The organism is Demequina iriomotensis (assembly GCF_000971395.1).
Lineage (GTDB): Bacteria > Actinomycetota > Actinomycetes > Actinomycetales > Demequinaceae > Demequina > Demequina iriomotensis.
Genome location: NZ_BBME01000013.1, coordinates 128,352 through 143,429, shown reverse-complemented (window position 1 = coordinate 143,429; position 15,078 = coordinate 128,352). Strand labels below are relative to the sequence as shown.

The following is a 15,078-nucleotide window of genomic DNA, read 5'->3' as shown; positions in this document are numbered from 1 at the left end:
GCCGAAGCCGCGGGAAGGGCGGGTGCCCGGTCGGGACCGGGCAGGGGCGGGTTGGCGCGCCGTCAGGGCCACCGCAGCATCGACCACTACCTCGCGAGCCGGACCGGCGGTACGGTCGCGGAGGCCGAGCGCCTGCGACTCCTCGGAACCGCTCTGCTCGCAGAGGGGGACGATGCGGGGGTTCGGCGCCTCCGTCCTCCCTCACCTGACGTGGGTGGCGCGGGAGCGCGAGATCAGCGCCGACGCGTTCTTCCTCCTCAGGGAGGTGCTCATGCGTCACCCCGACGCGTTGGAGGCGGTCGGCGTGGCCGTGGACGATGCGCTGCGCGAGACCCCGCTGGCAGCGGTTCCCCTCGCGCGGCTCGAGCAGGTGACGGTCGACAAGGCGCGGGGCGCCGCCCTCAGCTCGGTTCGCACCCTGGTCGCGCAGGTCGAGGCGGGACTCACCCCCTCACCCGACGCAGAAGCGCAGGACGAGGCTCTGCGCCGGCTTCGCGTGGCGTCCTTCTGTGAGGAGCGCAGCGGCATGATCCGAGTGAGCGCGCTGCTCGATCCTGTGACTGCCGCGCACCTGATGGCTGCCACGGACGGCTACCTCAAGAAGGCGTTCCTCGCCCGCAAGGACGGGGGAGCGGGGGAGGACTGCCGCACCCCCGCGCAGATGCGTGCGGACGCGCTCGGATGGCTCGGCCGCCACGCCACCGCATGCGAGCAGCCGCACGAGTCGGTGACCACGGTGGTCAACGTGAGGATGTCCCTCGAGACCTTGAATTCGCTGGACGGGCGGGCGCGCATCGACGGAATCCGACGTGAGGTCGCGGTCGGCGCCTTGCGACGCGAGCTCACCGAGGCGGGCTACATCCCGACCGTCCTGGGCGGCGAGTCCGAGGTGCTGGACCAGGGTCGGATGGAACGGCTGTTCACGGTGCCGCAGCGCCGCGCGATCGCCGCGCGGGACCGCGGCTGCGGCAAGTGCGGGCTCCAGCCGAGCATGTGCCACACCCATCACGTCATCAATTGGCGGCACGGGGGAGCGACGGACCTCGAGAACGGGCTCATGCTGTGCGCCTACCACCATCACTGGCTGCACGAGGAGCAGTGGCAGGTGGAGAGGCGTGGCGGCCAGCCCTGGTTCGTGCCGCCCGCGTCGGTGGACCCGAAACGTCGGCCGCAACCCGGCCACCTTGCCCAGAGCACGCTCACCGACGCCGACCTGCGCGCGATGAGCAGGCAGGGTCCGTGGTGAGAGCGACCGTCGGGTAGGCTGGCCAGCGCAAACCCAGACATCCTTTAAGGACCGTCCTGCGAGGCGGGGAAGGAGGTCGCCAGGTGACTGGCACCATCATGGGCGCGGCGGATGTGTCGCGCGTCCTCACACGCATCGCCCACGAGATCGTGGAGCGCAACGACGGAGCGCTCGACGTGGTGCTCCTCGGGATCCCGTCCCGGGGCCTCCCGCTCGCGCATCGTCTCGCGCAGCGCATCGCCGAGATCGAGCCCGGCTTCGACGCCGACGCCGCCACCGGCGCGCTCGACATCACGATGTACCGCGACGACCTCTTCAAGAACCCGACGCGCGCCATCGGCACCACCACCGTCCCCGATGCCGGGATCGACGACGCGGTGGTGGTCCTGGTGGACGACGTCTTCCACACCGGCCGCACCATCCGCGCCGCGCTCGACGCGATCCGCGACCTGGGCCGCCCGCGCGCGGTGCAGCTCGCGACGCTCGTGGATCGCGGCCACCGGGAGCTGCCCATCCGCGCCGACTACGTGGGCAAGAACATCCCCACCGCCCGCTCCGAGCGAGTCGACGTCCACGTCGAGGAGCTCGACGGCGAGGACGCCGTGATCCTGCGGAAGGGGGAGTGACGATGCGCCACCTCCTCAGCGCGAAGGACCTGTCGCGCGACGACGCGATCCTCATCCTCGACACCGCCGCGCAGATGGCGGCGACCCAGGAGCGCGAGGTCCGCAAGCTCCCGACTCTGCGCGGCAAGACCGTGGTCAACCTCTTCTTCGAGGACTCGACCCGTACCCGCATCTCCTTCGAGGCCGCCGCCAAGCGCCTCAGCGCGGACGTCATCAACTTCTCGGCCAAGGGCAGCTCGGTGAGCAAGGGCGAGTCGCTCAAGGACACCGCCCTCACGCTCCAGGCGATGGGCGCCGACGCCGTGGTGGTCCGCCACTGGGCCTCCGGAGCCGCCTCGCGCCTCGCGACCTCCGGCTGGATGCACGGCAGCGTCCTCAACGCGGGCGACGGCACGCATCAGCACCCCACGCAGGCGCTGCTCGACGCGTTCACGATGCGCAAGCACCTGGTGACGGACCCGCTGGGCAACGACCTCGCGGGCCTCACCGTCGCGATCGTGGGCGATGTGCTCCACAGCCGGGTCGCGCGCTCGAACGTCCAGCTGCTGCATACGCTCGGTGCCACGGTGGTGCTCGTGGCGCCGCCCACGCTGGTGCCCATCGGCATCGACCCGTGGCCGTGCGACGTGGTGCACACGCTCGACCAGGCGCTCGACGCGTACGACATCGACGCGCTCATGATGCTGCGCGTGCAGCGCGAGCGCATGACCGGGGGAGGGGCCGCCTTCTTCCCCAGCCCCGAGGAGTACTCGCGGATCTACGGCCTCGACGGGGCGCGCATGCGCCGCCTCCCGGACCACGCGATCATCATGCATCCTGGCCCCATGAACCGGGGGCTCGAGATCTCGGCCGAGGCCGCCGACTCGCCCCGCTCCGTCATCGTGGAGCAGGTCGCGAACGGTGTCGCCGTCCGCATGGCCGCCCTGTACCTGCTGCTTGCCGGAGAGGAGGGCGCCGCGTGAGCCGCCCGATCGTCATCGAGAACGCGTCCCTGTACGGGGACACCACCGCCACGATCCTGGTCGAGGACGGCGTCATCACGGCCGTCGGCGCCACGGTCGACGCGCCGGACGATGCGGTGGTGGTCGACGCGACCGGCCTCATCGCGCTTCCGGGCCTGGTGGACATCCACACGCACCTGCGCGAGCCCGGTCGCGAGGACGCCGAGACCATCGAGACCGGCTCGCGTTCCGCCGCGATCGGCGGGTTCACCGCCGTCCACGCGATGGCCAACACCACGCCGGTCGCCGACACCGCGGGCGTGGTCGAGCAGGTGTGGAGCCGCGGCAAGGAGATCGGCCTCGTGGACGTGTACCCCGTGGGTGCCGTCACCGTCGGCCTGGACGGCACGCAGCTGTCCGAGATGGGCGCGATGGCCCACTCGAAGGCCCGCGTCCGCATCTTCTCCGACGACGGCAAGTGCGTGCACGACCCGGTCATCATGCGCCGCGCCCTCGAGTACGCGAAGACGTTCGACGGCGTGATCTCCCAGCACGCGCAGGACCCGCGCCTCACCGAGGGCTCGCAGATGCACGAGGGCGAGGTGTCCGCCGAGCTCGGGCTCGCGGGCTGGCCCGCCGTCGCCGAGGAGTCGATCATCGCGCGCGACGTGCTGCTCGCCGGTCACGTCGGCTCTCGCCTCAACGTGTGCCACCTGTCGACCGCCGGCTCCGTCGAGATCGTCCGCTGGGCGAAGTCCCGCGGTGTCGACGTCACCGCCGAGGTGATGCCGCACCACCTGCTGCTGACCGACGAGTCGGTGCGCGGCTACAACGCGCGCTTCAAGGTCAACCCGCCCCTGCGCACCCAGGCCGATGTCGACGCGGTTCGTGCCGGCCTCGCGGACGGCACCATCGACGTGGTCGCCACCGACCACGCGCCGCACCCCGACGAGGACAAGGACTGCGAGTGGGCAGCCGCGGCCATGGGCATGATCGGCCTCGAGACCGCGGTCGGCATCGTGCAGAAGACGATGGTCGACACCGGCGCCCTGACGTGGCGCGACGTCGCGCGGGTGATGTCCGAGGCGCCCGCCCGCATCGGCCGCGTCGAGGACGAGCACGGCCGCCCGATCGCCGTCGGCGAGCCCGCGCACCTCACGCTGATCGACCCGGCCGACCCGTGGACGGTCGACCCGTCCGCGAGCGCGAGCCGCTCCAACAACTCCCCGTTCGGCGGCATCGAGCTGCCGGGCCGCGCGGTCGCCACGTTCCTGCGCGGCGTCCCCACCCATCTGAGCCCCCGATTCGAAGGAGCGTTCGCGTGAAGGCGGTTCTAGTACTCGAGGACGGCCAGACGTTCGAGGGCCGCGCCTACGGCGCTGTCGGCGAGACGCTCGGCGAGATCGTCTTCAACACCGGCATGACCGGCTACCAGGAGACGCTCACCGACCCGAGCTACCACAAGCAGATCGTCGTGATGACGGCGCCGCACATCGGCAACACCGGCGTCAACGACGAGGACGACGAGTCGCGGCAGTACTGGGTCGCCGGCTACGTGGTGCGCGACCCCGCACGCCGGCCGTCGAACTGGCGTGCGCAGCGCAGCCTCGACGAGGACCTGGTCGCCCAGGGCGTCGTCGGCATCTCCGGCATCGACACCCGCCAGCTGACGCGGGTGCTGCGCACCGCGGGCGTGATGCGCGCCGGCATCTTCTCGGGCGATGCCCTCGCGGCGGACGATGCGCTGCTCGAGCGGGTGCGGAACGCCGCGCCGATGAAGGGCGCGCACCTCGCGGACGAGGTCTCCACCTCGGAGCCCTACGTGGTCGAGCCGGTGGGGGAGCAGACCGCCCACGTGGTGGCCGTCGACCTGGGCATCAAGGCGATGACCCCGCAGCAGATGGCCCAGCGCGGCATCAAGGTGACCGTGGTGCCCTCGACCACCCCCGCATCGTCCATCCTCGCCATGCAGCCGGACGGCGTGTTCTTCTCGAACGGCCCCGGCGACCCGGGCGCCGCCGACGGCACGGTCGCGACCCTGCGCGAGATCCTCGACGCCAAGGTGCCGTTCTTCGGCATCTGCTTCGGCAACCAGATCCTGGGCCGCGCGCTCGGCTACGGCACGTACAAGCTGGCCTTCGGTCACCGCGGCATCAACCAGCCCGTGATGGATCGCACCACCGGCAAGGTCGAGGTCACCGCCCACAACCACGGCTTCGCGGTCGACGCGCCGCTCGACGGCGAGAGCGACAGCCCGCACGGCTACGGCAAGGTGCTCGTCAGCCACGTGTGCCTCAACGACGACGTGGTCGAGGGCCTCGAGTGCCGCGACATCCCGGCCTTCTCGGTCCAGTACCACCCCGAGGCCGCGGCGGGTCCGCACGACGCCTCGTACCTCTTCGACCGCTTTCTCGACCTCATGAAGGGCCAGCATGCCTAAGCGCGACGACATCCAGAGCGTCCTCGTCATCGGCTCCGGGCCGATCGTCATCGGCCAGGCCTGCGAGTTCGACTACTCCGGCACCCAGGCGTGCCGCGTCCTCAAGTCCGAGGGCATCCGGGTCATCCTCATCAACTCCAACCCGGCCACGATCATGACCGACCCGGAGTTCGCCGACGCGACCTACGTCGAGCCCATCACCACCGAGGTGATCGAGCGCGTGATCGCCAAGGAGCGGCCCGACGCGCTCCTGCCCACCCTGGGCGGCCAGACCGCGCTGAACGCGGCCATCGCCGCGGCCGAGGCCGGCATCCTCGACAGGTACGACGTCGAGCTCATCGGCGCCAACCTCGAGGCCATCCACCTGGGCGAGAACCGCGAGCTGTTCAAGGGCGTCGTCGAGCGCTGCGGCGCGGACTCCGCCGCCTCGGTCATCTGCCACACCATGGACGAGTGCCTCGCCGCCGCGGAGCAGCTCCACTACCCGGTGGTGGTGCGCCCGTCGTTCACCATGGGCGGCCTGGGCTCCGGTTTCGCGTACAACGAGGAGGACCTGCGCAGGATCGCCGGCGCCGGGCTCCACTATTCGCCGACCACCGAGGTCCTCCTCGAGGAGTCCATCCTCGGCTGGAAGGAGTTCGAGCTCGAGCTCATGCGCGACAAGCACGACAACGTCGTGGTCGTCTGCTCGATCGAGAACGTCGACCCCGTGGGCGTCCACACCGGCGACTCGGTCACGGTGGCCCCCGCGCTCACGCTGACGGACCGCGAGTACCAGCGCATGCGCGACATCGGGATCGCGATCATCCGCGAGGTCGGCGTCGACACGGGCGGCTGCAACGTCCAGTTCGCGATCGAGCCGAACACCGGCCGCATCATCGTCATCGAGATGAACCCGCGCGTGTCGCGCTCCTCGGCGCTGGCGTCGAAGGCCACGGGCTTCCCGATCGCGAAGATCGCCGCCCGCCTCGCCATCGGCTACTCGCTCGACGAGATCCCCAACGACATCACGGGCTCCACGCCCGCGAGCTTCGAGCCCACGCTCGACTACATCGTGGTCAAGGTGCCCCGCTTCGCGTTCGAGAAGTTCCCGGCCGCGGACCCCGTCCTCACCACCACCATGAAGTCAGTGGGCGAGGCCATGAGCCTGGGCCGCTCCTTCACCGAGGCGCTCGGCAAGGCGCTGCGCTCGATCGACAAGAAGGGCGCGAACTTCCACTGGGACGGCCCGGTGCCCTCCGGCGCCTCGCTCGACGAGCTGCTCGCGGCCATCGAGATCCCGACGGAGAAGCGCTTCATCCAGGTGCAGCAGGTGCTCCGCGCCGTCGAGGCGGGCACCATCACCCTCGAGCGCGTGTTCGACGCGTGCAAGATCGACCCGTGGTTCCTCGACCAGATGCTTCTCATGAACGAGGTCGCCTCGAAGGTCGCGGGCGCCGCGACGCTCGACGCGGACCTGCTGCGCGAGGCCAAGGGACACGGTCTCGCGGACCAGCAGATCGCGGACCTCCGCGGGCTCAAAGTCAACGAGGTGTTCCAGATCCGCAAGGCGATGGGTGTCATCCCGGTCTACAAGACCGTCGACACGTGCGCCGCCGAGTTCGAGGCGCGCACGCCGTACCACTACAGCTCGTACGACGCCGAGACCGAGATCATGCCGCGCGACCGCGAGGCCGTCATCATCCTCGGCTCCGGTCCCAACCGCATCGGCCAGGGCATCGAGTTCGACTACTCGTGCGTGCACGCGGCGCTGACGCTCAAGGACCGCTACGAGACCATCATGGTCAACTGCAACCCCGAGACCGTCTCGACCGACTACGACACCGCGAACAGGCTCTACTTCGAGCCGCTCACGTTCGAGGACGTCATGGCCGTCTACGAGGCGGAGAAGGCGGCGGGCCCGGTCAAGGGCATGTTCGTCCAGCTGGGCGGCCAGACCCCGCTGTCGCTCGCACAGCGCCTCGCCGATGCGGGCGTGCCCATTCTGGGCACCAGCCCCGAGGCGATCGACAACGCCGAGGACCGCGCCGCGTTCGGCCGCGTCCTCGACGCCGCGCAGCTCCCGGCCCCGGCGTACGGCACCGCGCACGGCATCGACCAGGCCATCGCGATCGCCGAGTCGATCGGCTACCCGGTCCTGGTCCGGCCGTCGTACGTGCTCGGCGGCCGCGGCATGGAGATCGTCTACGACCGCGCGCAGCTCGAGGACTACGGCACCCGCATGGACTCGGTGGGCGACCACGCCACCGACGCGCCGCTGCTGGTCGACCGCTTCCTCGACGACGCGATCGAGATCGACGTCGACGCGCTGTTCGACGGCGAGGAGATGTTCCTCGGCGGCGTCATGGAGCACATCGAGGAGGCGGGCATCCACTCCGGCGACTCGGCGTGCGTCCTGCCCCCGTTCTCGCTGTCCAAGGCCGAGCTCGAGCGCATCCGGACCTCGACCGAGGCCCTCGCGCGCGGCATCGGCGTGCGCGGCCTCATGAACGTCCAGTACGCGCTCGTCTCCGACGTGCTCTACGTGCTCGAGGCGAACCCGCGCGCGTCGCGCACCGTCCCGTTCGTCGCCAAGGCCACCGGCATCCCGCTCGCCAAGGCGGCGTCCGAGGTCATGGCGGGCGCGACCATCGCGGAGCTCAAGGCGAGCGGCATGCTCCCCGAGCACGATGCGGCCACGGTCGACATGAGCCAGCGCGTCGCGGTCAAGGAGGCGGTGCTGCCGTTCAAGCGCTTCCGCACGCATGAGGGCATCGCGGTCGACTCGGTCCTCGGCCCGGAGATGCGTTCGACGGGCGAGGTCATGGGCTTCGACGCGACCTTCCCGCTCGCGTTCGCGAAGTCGCAGACCGCGGCTTTCGGCGGGCTCCCGACGGGCGGCAAGGTCTTCGTCTCCACCGCCGACCGCGACAAGCGCTCGATCACGTTCCCGGTGGCGCGCCTGCGCCAGCTCGGATTCGAGATCCTCGCGACCGAGGGCACCGCGCAGGTGCTCCAGCGCATGGGGATCCCGTCGACCGTGGTGCGCAAGCACTCGGAGGGGCGCGGGCCGCACGGCGAGCCGACGATCGTGGACGTGATCCACGAGGGCGGCGTGGACCTCATCATCAACACGCCGTCCGGTCAGGGCGCTCGTGCGGACGGCTACGAGATCCGCGCGGCGGCCACCGCGGCCGACATCGCGATCGTCACGACCACGCAGCAGCTCTCCGCCGCGGTGCTCGCGATCGAGGCGCTCCAGGCCGGGCCGTTCGACGTGCTCAGCCTTCAGGACGCCGCGCGCGCCTGACGGGATCAGCACCTGGGCGCGCCCGCGCGCGCGCCCAACATCGCAGGTAGTGTGTCAATGGCTGCACATTTGGGGCAGCTCTCAAGGAGGTAGGGATGGCGTTCGGCGCCCGTCTCGCGGCCGCGATGGACCAGCACGGTCCGCTCTGTGTGGGGATCGATCCTCACCCGGGTCTGCTCGCGGCGTGGGGCATGGAGGACACGGCGCGTTCGCTCGCCGAATTCGGCGACGCGGTGCTCGAGGCGAGCGCCGGCACGGCCGCGGCGGTGAAGCCCAACGCGGCGTTCTTCGAGCGTCACGGCTCCGCCGGGGTCGCGGCCCTCGAGCACGTGCTCGGCAGGGCCCGCGAGCTGGGCATCCTCACGGTGCTCGACGCCAAGCGGGGCGACATCGGCTCGACGATGCAGGGCTACGCGGACTCGTACCTGCGGCCCGGCGCACCGCTCGAGGCGGACTCGCTCACGGTCTCGCCCTACCTCGGCTTCGGCTCGCTGAAGCCTGCACTCGACCTCGCCAAGGAGCACGGCAAGGGCATCTTCGTCCTCGCGCTCACCTCCAACCCCGAGGGTCCCGGCGTCCAGCACGCCATCGCGCCGGACGGCCGAGCCGTCGCGGCCGTGGTCGCCGAGGAGGCGGCCGCGCTCAACCTCGGTGCCAGTCCCATGGGAGATGTCGGCCTCGTGGTCGGCGCGACCGTGGGAGACGCTGTTCAGCGCCTCGGCATCGATCTCGACCGGGTCAATGGTCCCCTTCTGAGCCCCGGAGTGGGTGCTCAGGGTGCCGGACCAGCGGAATTGTCCCTGGTCTTCGGGAACGCGCGGGGTCGCGTGCTCGTCAATCAGTCGAGGGGCGTGCTGCAGGCGGGCCCCGTCGTCGAGAAGCTGCGCGAGGCCGTCATCGAGGCCTCGACCGCGGCGAAGAGCATCCTGCGCTAGACGCAGCCGACTTTGGAGGGAGAGGCCATGGCCACCCCGGAACTTACCGATGAGCAGCGCGCGGCAGCGCTGGTGAAGGCGACCGCCGTGCGGTCCGCGCGCCGAGTGTTCAAGGAGGAGCTGACGCGTGGCGAGATGTCGCTGGCCGAGGCGATCCGCCGTGCGAAGGCCGACGAGGCCCTCGCGGGCATCCGCGTGCGCGACCTGCTGCAGTGCCTTCCCGGCATCGGCCCCAAGCGCGCGCAGCTCGTGATGGAGGAGATCGGGATCTCGCTCGCCCGCCGCATCCGCGGCCTCGGGCAGCACCAGGTGGATGCGCTCGTCGAACGCGAGCGTCGATGAGTCGACTCGTCGTCCTTGCCGGCCCGACGGCGGTCGGCAAGGGCACCGTCGTGCGCGCGTTGCGCGACATGGCACCCGAGGTCTACATCTCCGTCTCCGCCACCACGCGAGACCCGCGCCCGGGCGAGGTGGACGGCGTCCACTACCACTTCATCTCGCACGAGGACTTCGACGGCCGCGTCGCGGCGGGGGAGTTCCTCGAGCACGCGATCGTGCACGGGCAGAACAGCTACGGCACGTTGCGCGGACCGGTGGACGCCCGCCTCGCGGAGGGCGAGCCGGTCCTGCTCGAGATCGACCTGCAGGGCGCCCGCCAGGTCAAGCGGACCATGCCGGACGCGCACTTCGTGTTCCTCTCGCCGCCGTCGTGGGAGGAGTTGGTCAACCGGCTCGTCGGCCGCGGCACCGAGGGCGAGGAGGAGCGCGAGCGGCGCCTCGCGACCGCGCGGGACGAGATGGCGGCCGTGTCGGAGTTCGACCAGGTGATCGTCAACGACACCGTCGAGCGCGCCGCGGCGGAGCTCCTGTCGGTGGTGCGTGGGACCGGGTAGAATGCCGGGAGTCTTTTTGTCAGAACTGAGGAGTGAATCGTGGCCGGAACCGTCGCCAACCCCATCGGGATCACCAACCCGCCCATCGACGAGCTGCTCGAGAAGGTGGACTCGAAGTACGCGCTGGTGATCTACGCGTCCAAGCGCGCCCGCCAGATCAACTCGTACTACGAGGCTCTCGGCGAGGGCCACTTCGAGAACGTGGGCCCGCTCGTCGAGGCCGACACCACCGACAAGCCGCTGTCGGTCGCGCTGCGCGAGGTCAACCACGGCGGGCTCCTCGAGCTCGGCGACTCCGGCGAGCAGCAGTAGCACCACCCGTGCGCGTCCTCCTGGGCGTCACCGGCGGGGTGGCGGCGTACAAGGCCGCCATCGTGCTGCGGCGTCTCAAGGAGGACGGTCACACCGTCCGCGTGGTCCCCACGGCTGCTTCGCTGCAGTTCGTGGGGCGCGCGACGTGGGAGGCGCTCTCGGGCCTCCCCGCCACGGCGGACACGTTCGACAACGTCCCCGCGGTCGAGCACGTGAGGCTCGGCCAGCAGGCGGACCTGGTGCTGGTCGCCCCCGCGACCGCCGACTTCCTCGGGCAGCTCGCCCACGGCGAGGCGCGCGACCTCCTGGGCAACGCCCTGCTCGCGACGCGCGCGCCGGTGGTCGTCGCGCCCGCGATGCACACCGAGATGTGGGAGAAGGCGTCGACGCAGGCCAACGTGGCCACGCTCCGCGAGCGTGGCATCACGGTCATCGAGCCCGCGGTCGGCCGGCTCACCGGCCCCGACAGCGGCCCGGGACGCCTTCCCGAGCCCGAGGACATCGTCGCCGCCGCCTACGCGGTCGTGGACGGCGGGCCGTTGCCGCCCGGCGCATCGTCCGTCCCCTGGGGCGACCTCGTCGGGCTGCGCATCGTCATCTCGGCGGGCGGGACGCGCGAGCCCATCGACGCCGTGCGCTTCCTCGGAAACCGGTCCTCCGGCCACCAGGGCTTCGCCCTCGCGGAGGCCGCACGCGAGCGGGGCGCCGACGTCGCGGTGATCGCGGCGAACGTCGCGCTGCCGCTCGGCGAGGGCATCGCGCGCGTCGACGTCGAGACCAGCGCGCAGCTGGCCGATGCGGTGCGTGCCGCCGCCGCCGACGCCGACGTGGTCGTCATGGCCGCCGCCGTCGCCGACTTCCGCCCGCGCGAGGTCGCGGCGACCAAGATCAAGAAGGACGGCACGGGCGCGCTCTCGCTCGAGCTCGTCGAGACCGAGGACGTCCTGCGCGCGCTGGTCGAGGAGGCCGTGCCCGGCCGCACCGTCGTCGGCTTCGCCGCCGAGACGGGGGACGATGCGGCGTCGGCGCTCGAGCACGCGCGGGCCAAGGCGCGGCGCAAGGGCGCGCACCTGCTCGTGTTCAACCCGGTGGGGGAGGGGCGCGGCTTCGGCGACGTGCCCAACCGGGTGACGATGCTCGACGCCGCGGGCGACGAGGTCGCACGTGGCGCGGGCACCAAGCTCGCGGTGGCGCATGCGGTGCTCGACGCCGTTGTCGGCGGTCGCCACTAGGCTGACCGCCATGACCTCCCTCCGCCTGTTCACGTCCGAGTCGGTGACCGAAGGGCACCCCGACAAGATCTGCGACCAGGTGTCCGACGCGATCCTCGACGAGATGCTGCGTCAGGACCCCGCCTCCCGCGTCGCAGTCGAGACCATGGTGACCACAGGGCTCGTGCACGTCGCCGGCGAGGTGAGCACCGAGGCGTACGTTGACATCCCGGGCACCATCCGCGCGGTGGTGAACCGGATCGGCTACACGTCGTCCCATGCCGGCTTCGACGGGGACTCGTGCGGCGTGTCCGTCTCGATCGGCGAGCAGTCGCCCGACATCTGGATGGGCGTCGGCAACGCCACCGACTCGGACGCCCAGGAGCTCGGCGCGGGCGACCAGGGCCTGATGTTCGGCTATGCGTGCACCGACACGCCTGAGCTCATGCCGTTGCCGATCCACATGGCGCACGCCCTCACGGCCCGGCTGGCCGAGGTGCGCCGCTCCGGCGAGGTCGACGGCCTGCGCCCCGACGGCAAGGCCCAGGTGACCGTCGGGTACGACGGCGACCGCGCGGTGAGCGTCGACACCGTCGTGGTCTCGACGCAGCACGCCGAGCGCATCGCGACGGATGATCTTCGCGCCGCGGTCGAGGAGCTGGTGATCGCGCCGGTGCTCGCCCGCTACGCGCTCGACGCCTCCGCGCATCGTTCCCTCATCAACCCCACGGGCCGCTTCGAGATCGGCGGGCCCAAGGGTGACGCCGGCCTGACGGGCCGCAAGATCATCGTCGACACGTACGGCGGCATGGCCCGCCACGGCGGCGGTGCGTTCTCGGGCAAGGACCCGTCCAAGGTCGACCGGTCGGCCGCGTACGCGATGCGCTGGGTGGCCAAGAACGTGGTGGCCGCCGGGTTCGCCGCGCGCTGCGAGGTCCAGGTCGCCTACGCGATCGGCACGGCGCACCCCGTGGGCCTGTACGTCGAGACCTTCGGGACCGCCACGGTGGCCGAGGACATCATCGTCGACGCCATCCGCGAGGTCTTCGACCTCCGCCCGGGCGCGATCATCGACGCGCTGGACCTGCGTCGCCCCATCTACCTGCCCACGGCCGCCTACGGCCACTTCGGCCGCGAGCTCCCCGACTTCACGTGGGAGAGGACGGACCGCGCCGGCGATCTCGCGAGCGCCGCGCGATAGCCGCGCTGCTGCCCCGCACTGTCGCGCACGTGTGCGTCGATAGCGACCTGCCGCACCTCGACAGGCCCTTCGACTACGCGGTGCCCGACACGCTCCGGGACGTGGTCCGGGTGGGATCGCGCGTCCGGGTGCGCTTCAGCGGGCGGCTGCTCGACGGGGTGGTGATCGGGCTCGGCGAGGGCAGCGGCTTCGAGGGCCGGCTCCTCGAGATCCGCTCGTCGTCGGCGCTGCCGTCCTACACGCCGGCGTCGATCGCGTTCGCCGAGCAGGTCGCCCGCCGCTACGGCGGCGCGCTGTGGGACGTGCTGCGGCTCATGGCGCCGCCGCGGGTCGCCTCCGTCGAGAAGCGGGACTGGGGCACCGTCGAGCATGACGCGCCGTCCTACCGCGAGGCGGCGGCGACCCTCGCTCCCTTCGCCGCGGCGGTGTCGCTTCCCGCGGACGCCGTCGCGGGAGGCGCCCGGGTGGTGTGGGAGGCGGTCCCGGATCCGAGCAGGCGGCACGGGCTGCCCGTCGAGGCGCTGCTCGCCCCCGCGGCCGAGGTCGCCGCGCGCGGCCTCACCGCGCTGGTGATCCTGCCGGACGCGCGCGCGCTCGCCGCAGCCTCGGCCGCGCTCACCCGTGCGGGGCTCGCGCGGTGGACCGCGCGCAGCGGCGGCCACTTCACCGTGCTGCACGCGGAGGACGGTGCCGCCGTGCGCTTCGGCTCCTACCTCGCGGCGCTCCAGGGCCACGCGCGCATCGTGCTCGGCACGCGGCCCGCCGCGCTCCAGCCGGTGCCGGGGCTCGGCCTGGTGGTGATGTGGGACGAGTCCTCGAGCGTCTACGAGGAGCCGCACGCTCCGTACCCGCATGCGCGCACCCTGGTGGCCATGCGCGCGGACGAGGCGGGCGCGGGCGTGCTGCTCGCCTCCTACGCCCCGAGCGTCGAGGCGATGTCGCTGGTCGCGCACGGCTGGGCCGAGCGCGCGGGCGTGCCCCGCGCGGACGTGAGGACGGCGACGCCGCTGGTCACGCCGGTCGACGATGCGCGCCGCGAGACCGAAGGCGCCACCGGCTGGCACTGGATGCCGGGCTCGGTGTGGCGCCGCGCCCGCGCCGCGCTCGAGCGGGGACCGGTGGGCGTGGTGGTCCCGCGAGCGGGGTATGTGCGAGCGACCGCGTGCGCGCGCTGCGGCGAATGGGCGGCCTGCACGGCGTGCGGCGGACCCCTGAGACGCGAGTCCGCGACCGCGCCGCTGCAGTGCGGCGAGTGCGGTGCGCAGCATCCGGATTGGCACTGCGCGGAGTGCAACGGCGCGGCGACCAAGCAGCTGCGCCAGGGCGTGGAGCGCATCGCCGAGCAGATGAGGGCCATGGCCGGGGGAGTCCCGGTGACCCTCTCCGCGGGCGCGGTCGGCACCGTGCCGGACGGCGAGGTGTCCGCGGGCTTCGTCGTGGCGACCCCCGCCGCGCTACCCGCCGTCGACGGCGGGTACGCGTGCATCGTCATCGTGGGCGCAGAGGTGCCCGCGGGCGGCGGGCTCGGAGCCGAGCTGCAGGCCATGCGCTGGTGGCTCACGGTCGCCGCGCTCGCGCGGCCGCGTGGCGACGGCGGCGAGGTCATCGCGGTCGGCGAGCTCCCACCCGCCGTGCGCGAGGCCCTGGTGGGCTGGAGCGCGGGCGACGCCGCGTGGGACGCGTACGCCGAGCGCGCGGACCTCGCGCTCCCGCCCTCCCGGCGCGCGATCCGGCTGTGGGGCGAGCGACCCGTGATCACGCTGGCGCTCTCGGAGACGCTCGAGGGCGAGCGCCTCGAGCGCCATCGCGACGTCGCGATCGTCCCGGCGAAGGGCGGGGTGAGCCTGCTCGTCACCCGCCGTGCCACGCAGGGCGTCGTCGACGTGCTGCGCCGGCGTCAGCAGGCGTTCTCGAAGGCCGGCGACGGCGAGCTGAGGATGCGCGTGGACGCCCCGCTCGACCCGGTGTCCTGACGGCGGACCCT

13 protein-coding genes are annotated in these 15,078 nt (G+C 72.0%); all 13 read left to right on the top strand.

Features of this window, described 5'->3' with window-relative positions:
- Positions 1-172: 172 nt before the first annotated feature.
- The 13 genes from AOM09_RS08615 (at position 173) to AOM09_RS08555 (ending at position 15,067) form a co-directional block, all read left to right on the top strand.
- Positions 173-1,246 carry an HNH endonuclease signature motif containing protein gene (locus AOM09_RS08615; RefSeq protein WP_062386867.1) on the top strand — a complete coding sequence of 358 codons (1,074 nt, stop codon included), beginning with the start codon at positions 173-175 and terminating at the stop codon, positions 1,244-1,246.
- A gap of 98 nt (positions 1,247-1,344) precedes the next feature.
- Complete coding sequence (gene pyrR / locus AOM09_RS08610; protein WP_062386864.1) at positions 1,345-1,872, top strand: bifunctional pyr operon transcriptional regulator/uracil phosphoribosyltransferase PyrR; 528 nt, start codon at positions 1,345-1,347, stop codon at positions 1,870-1,872.
- 2 nt (positions 1,873-1,874) lie between these two features.
- On the top strand, positions 1,875-2,834 hold the full coding sequence (locus AOM09_RS08605) for an aspartate carbamoyltransferase catalytic subunit (protein ID WP_062386862.1): 960 nt from the start codon (positions 1,875-1,877) through the stop codon (positions 2,832-2,834).
- Between the two features lie 8 nt (positions 2,835-2,842).
- Complete coding sequence (locus AOM09_RS08600; RefSeq protein ID WP_062387039.1) at positions 2,843-4,138, top strand: dihydroorotase; 1,296 nt, start codon at positions 2,843-2,845, stop codon at positions 4,136-4,138.
- A complete protein-coding gene (carA, locus tag AOM09_RS08595) occupies positions 4,135-5,253 on the top strand; it encodes a glutamine-hydrolyzing carbamoyl-phosphate synthase small subunit (RefSeq protein ID WP_228375094.1) in 1,119 nt (372 codons plus the stop codon). Before AOM09_RS08600 ends, carA begins: the two co-directional genes overlap by 4 nt.
- Positions 5,246-8,542 carry a carbamoyl-phosphate synthase large subunit gene (gene carB, locus AOM09_RS08590; protein WP_062386859.1) on the top strand — a complete coding sequence of 1,099 codons (3,297 nt, stop codon included), beginning with the start codon at positions 5,246-5,248 and terminating at the stop codon, positions 8,540-8,542. Before carA ends, carB begins: the two co-directional genes overlap by 8 nt.
- Before the next feature lie 95 nt (positions 8,543-8,637).
- Positions 8,638-9,477: an orotidine-5'-phosphate decarboxylase gene (gene pyrF / locus AOM09_RS08585; protein WP_062386857.1), complete on the top strand. Its 840-nt coding sequence runs from the start codon at positions 8,638-8,640 to the stop codon at positions 9,475-9,477.
- 27 nt (positions 9,478-9,504) lie between these two features.
- The gene (gene mihF / locus AOM09_RS08580) at positions 9,505-9,819 is read left to right on the top strand and encodes an integration host factor, actinobacterial type (protein ID WP_042212116.1); all 315 of its coding nucleotides are present in this window, start codon (positions 9,505-9,507) and stop codon (positions 9,817-9,819) included.
- Positions 9,816-10,370 carry a guanylate kinase gene (gmk, locus tag AOM09_RS08575; protein ID WP_062386855.1) on the top strand — a complete coding sequence of 185 codons (555 nt, stop codon included), beginning with the start codon at positions 9,816-9,818 and terminating at the stop codon, positions 10,368-10,370. Before mihF ends, gmk begins: the two co-directional genes overlap by 4 nt.
- Before the next feature lie 39 nt (positions 10,371-10,409).
- Positions 10,410-10,682, top strand: a complete 273-nt coding sequence (gene rpoZ, locus AOM09_RS08570) for a DNA-directed RNA polymerase subunit omega (protein ID WP_062386852.1) — start codon at positions 10,410-10,412, stop codon at positions 10,680-10,682.
- A gap of 8 nt (positions 10,683-10,690) precedes the next feature.
- Complete coding sequence (gene coaBC, locus AOM09_RS08565) at positions 10,691-11,914, top strand: bifunctional phosphopantothenoylcysteine decarboxylase/phosphopantothenate--cysteine ligase CoaBC (RefSeq protein WP_062386849.1); 1,224 nt, start codon at positions 10,691-10,693, stop codon at positions 11,912-11,914.
- Positions 11,915-11,924: 10 nt separating this feature from the next.
- Complete coding sequence (gene metK / locus AOM09_RS08560; RefSeq protein ID WP_156162306.1) at positions 11,925-13,094, top strand: methionine adenosyltransferase; 1,170 nt, start codon at positions 11,925-11,927, stop codon at positions 13,092-13,094.
- Positions 13,095-13,123: 29 nt separating this feature from the next.
- The gene (locus tag AOM09_RS08555; protein ID WP_156162305.1) at positions 13,124-15,067 is read left to right on the top strand and encodes a primosomal protein N' family DNA-binding protein; all 1,944 of its coding nucleotides are present in this window, start codon (positions 13,124-13,126) and stop codon (positions 15,065-15,067) included.
- Positions 15,068-15,078: the final 11 nt, after the last annotated feature.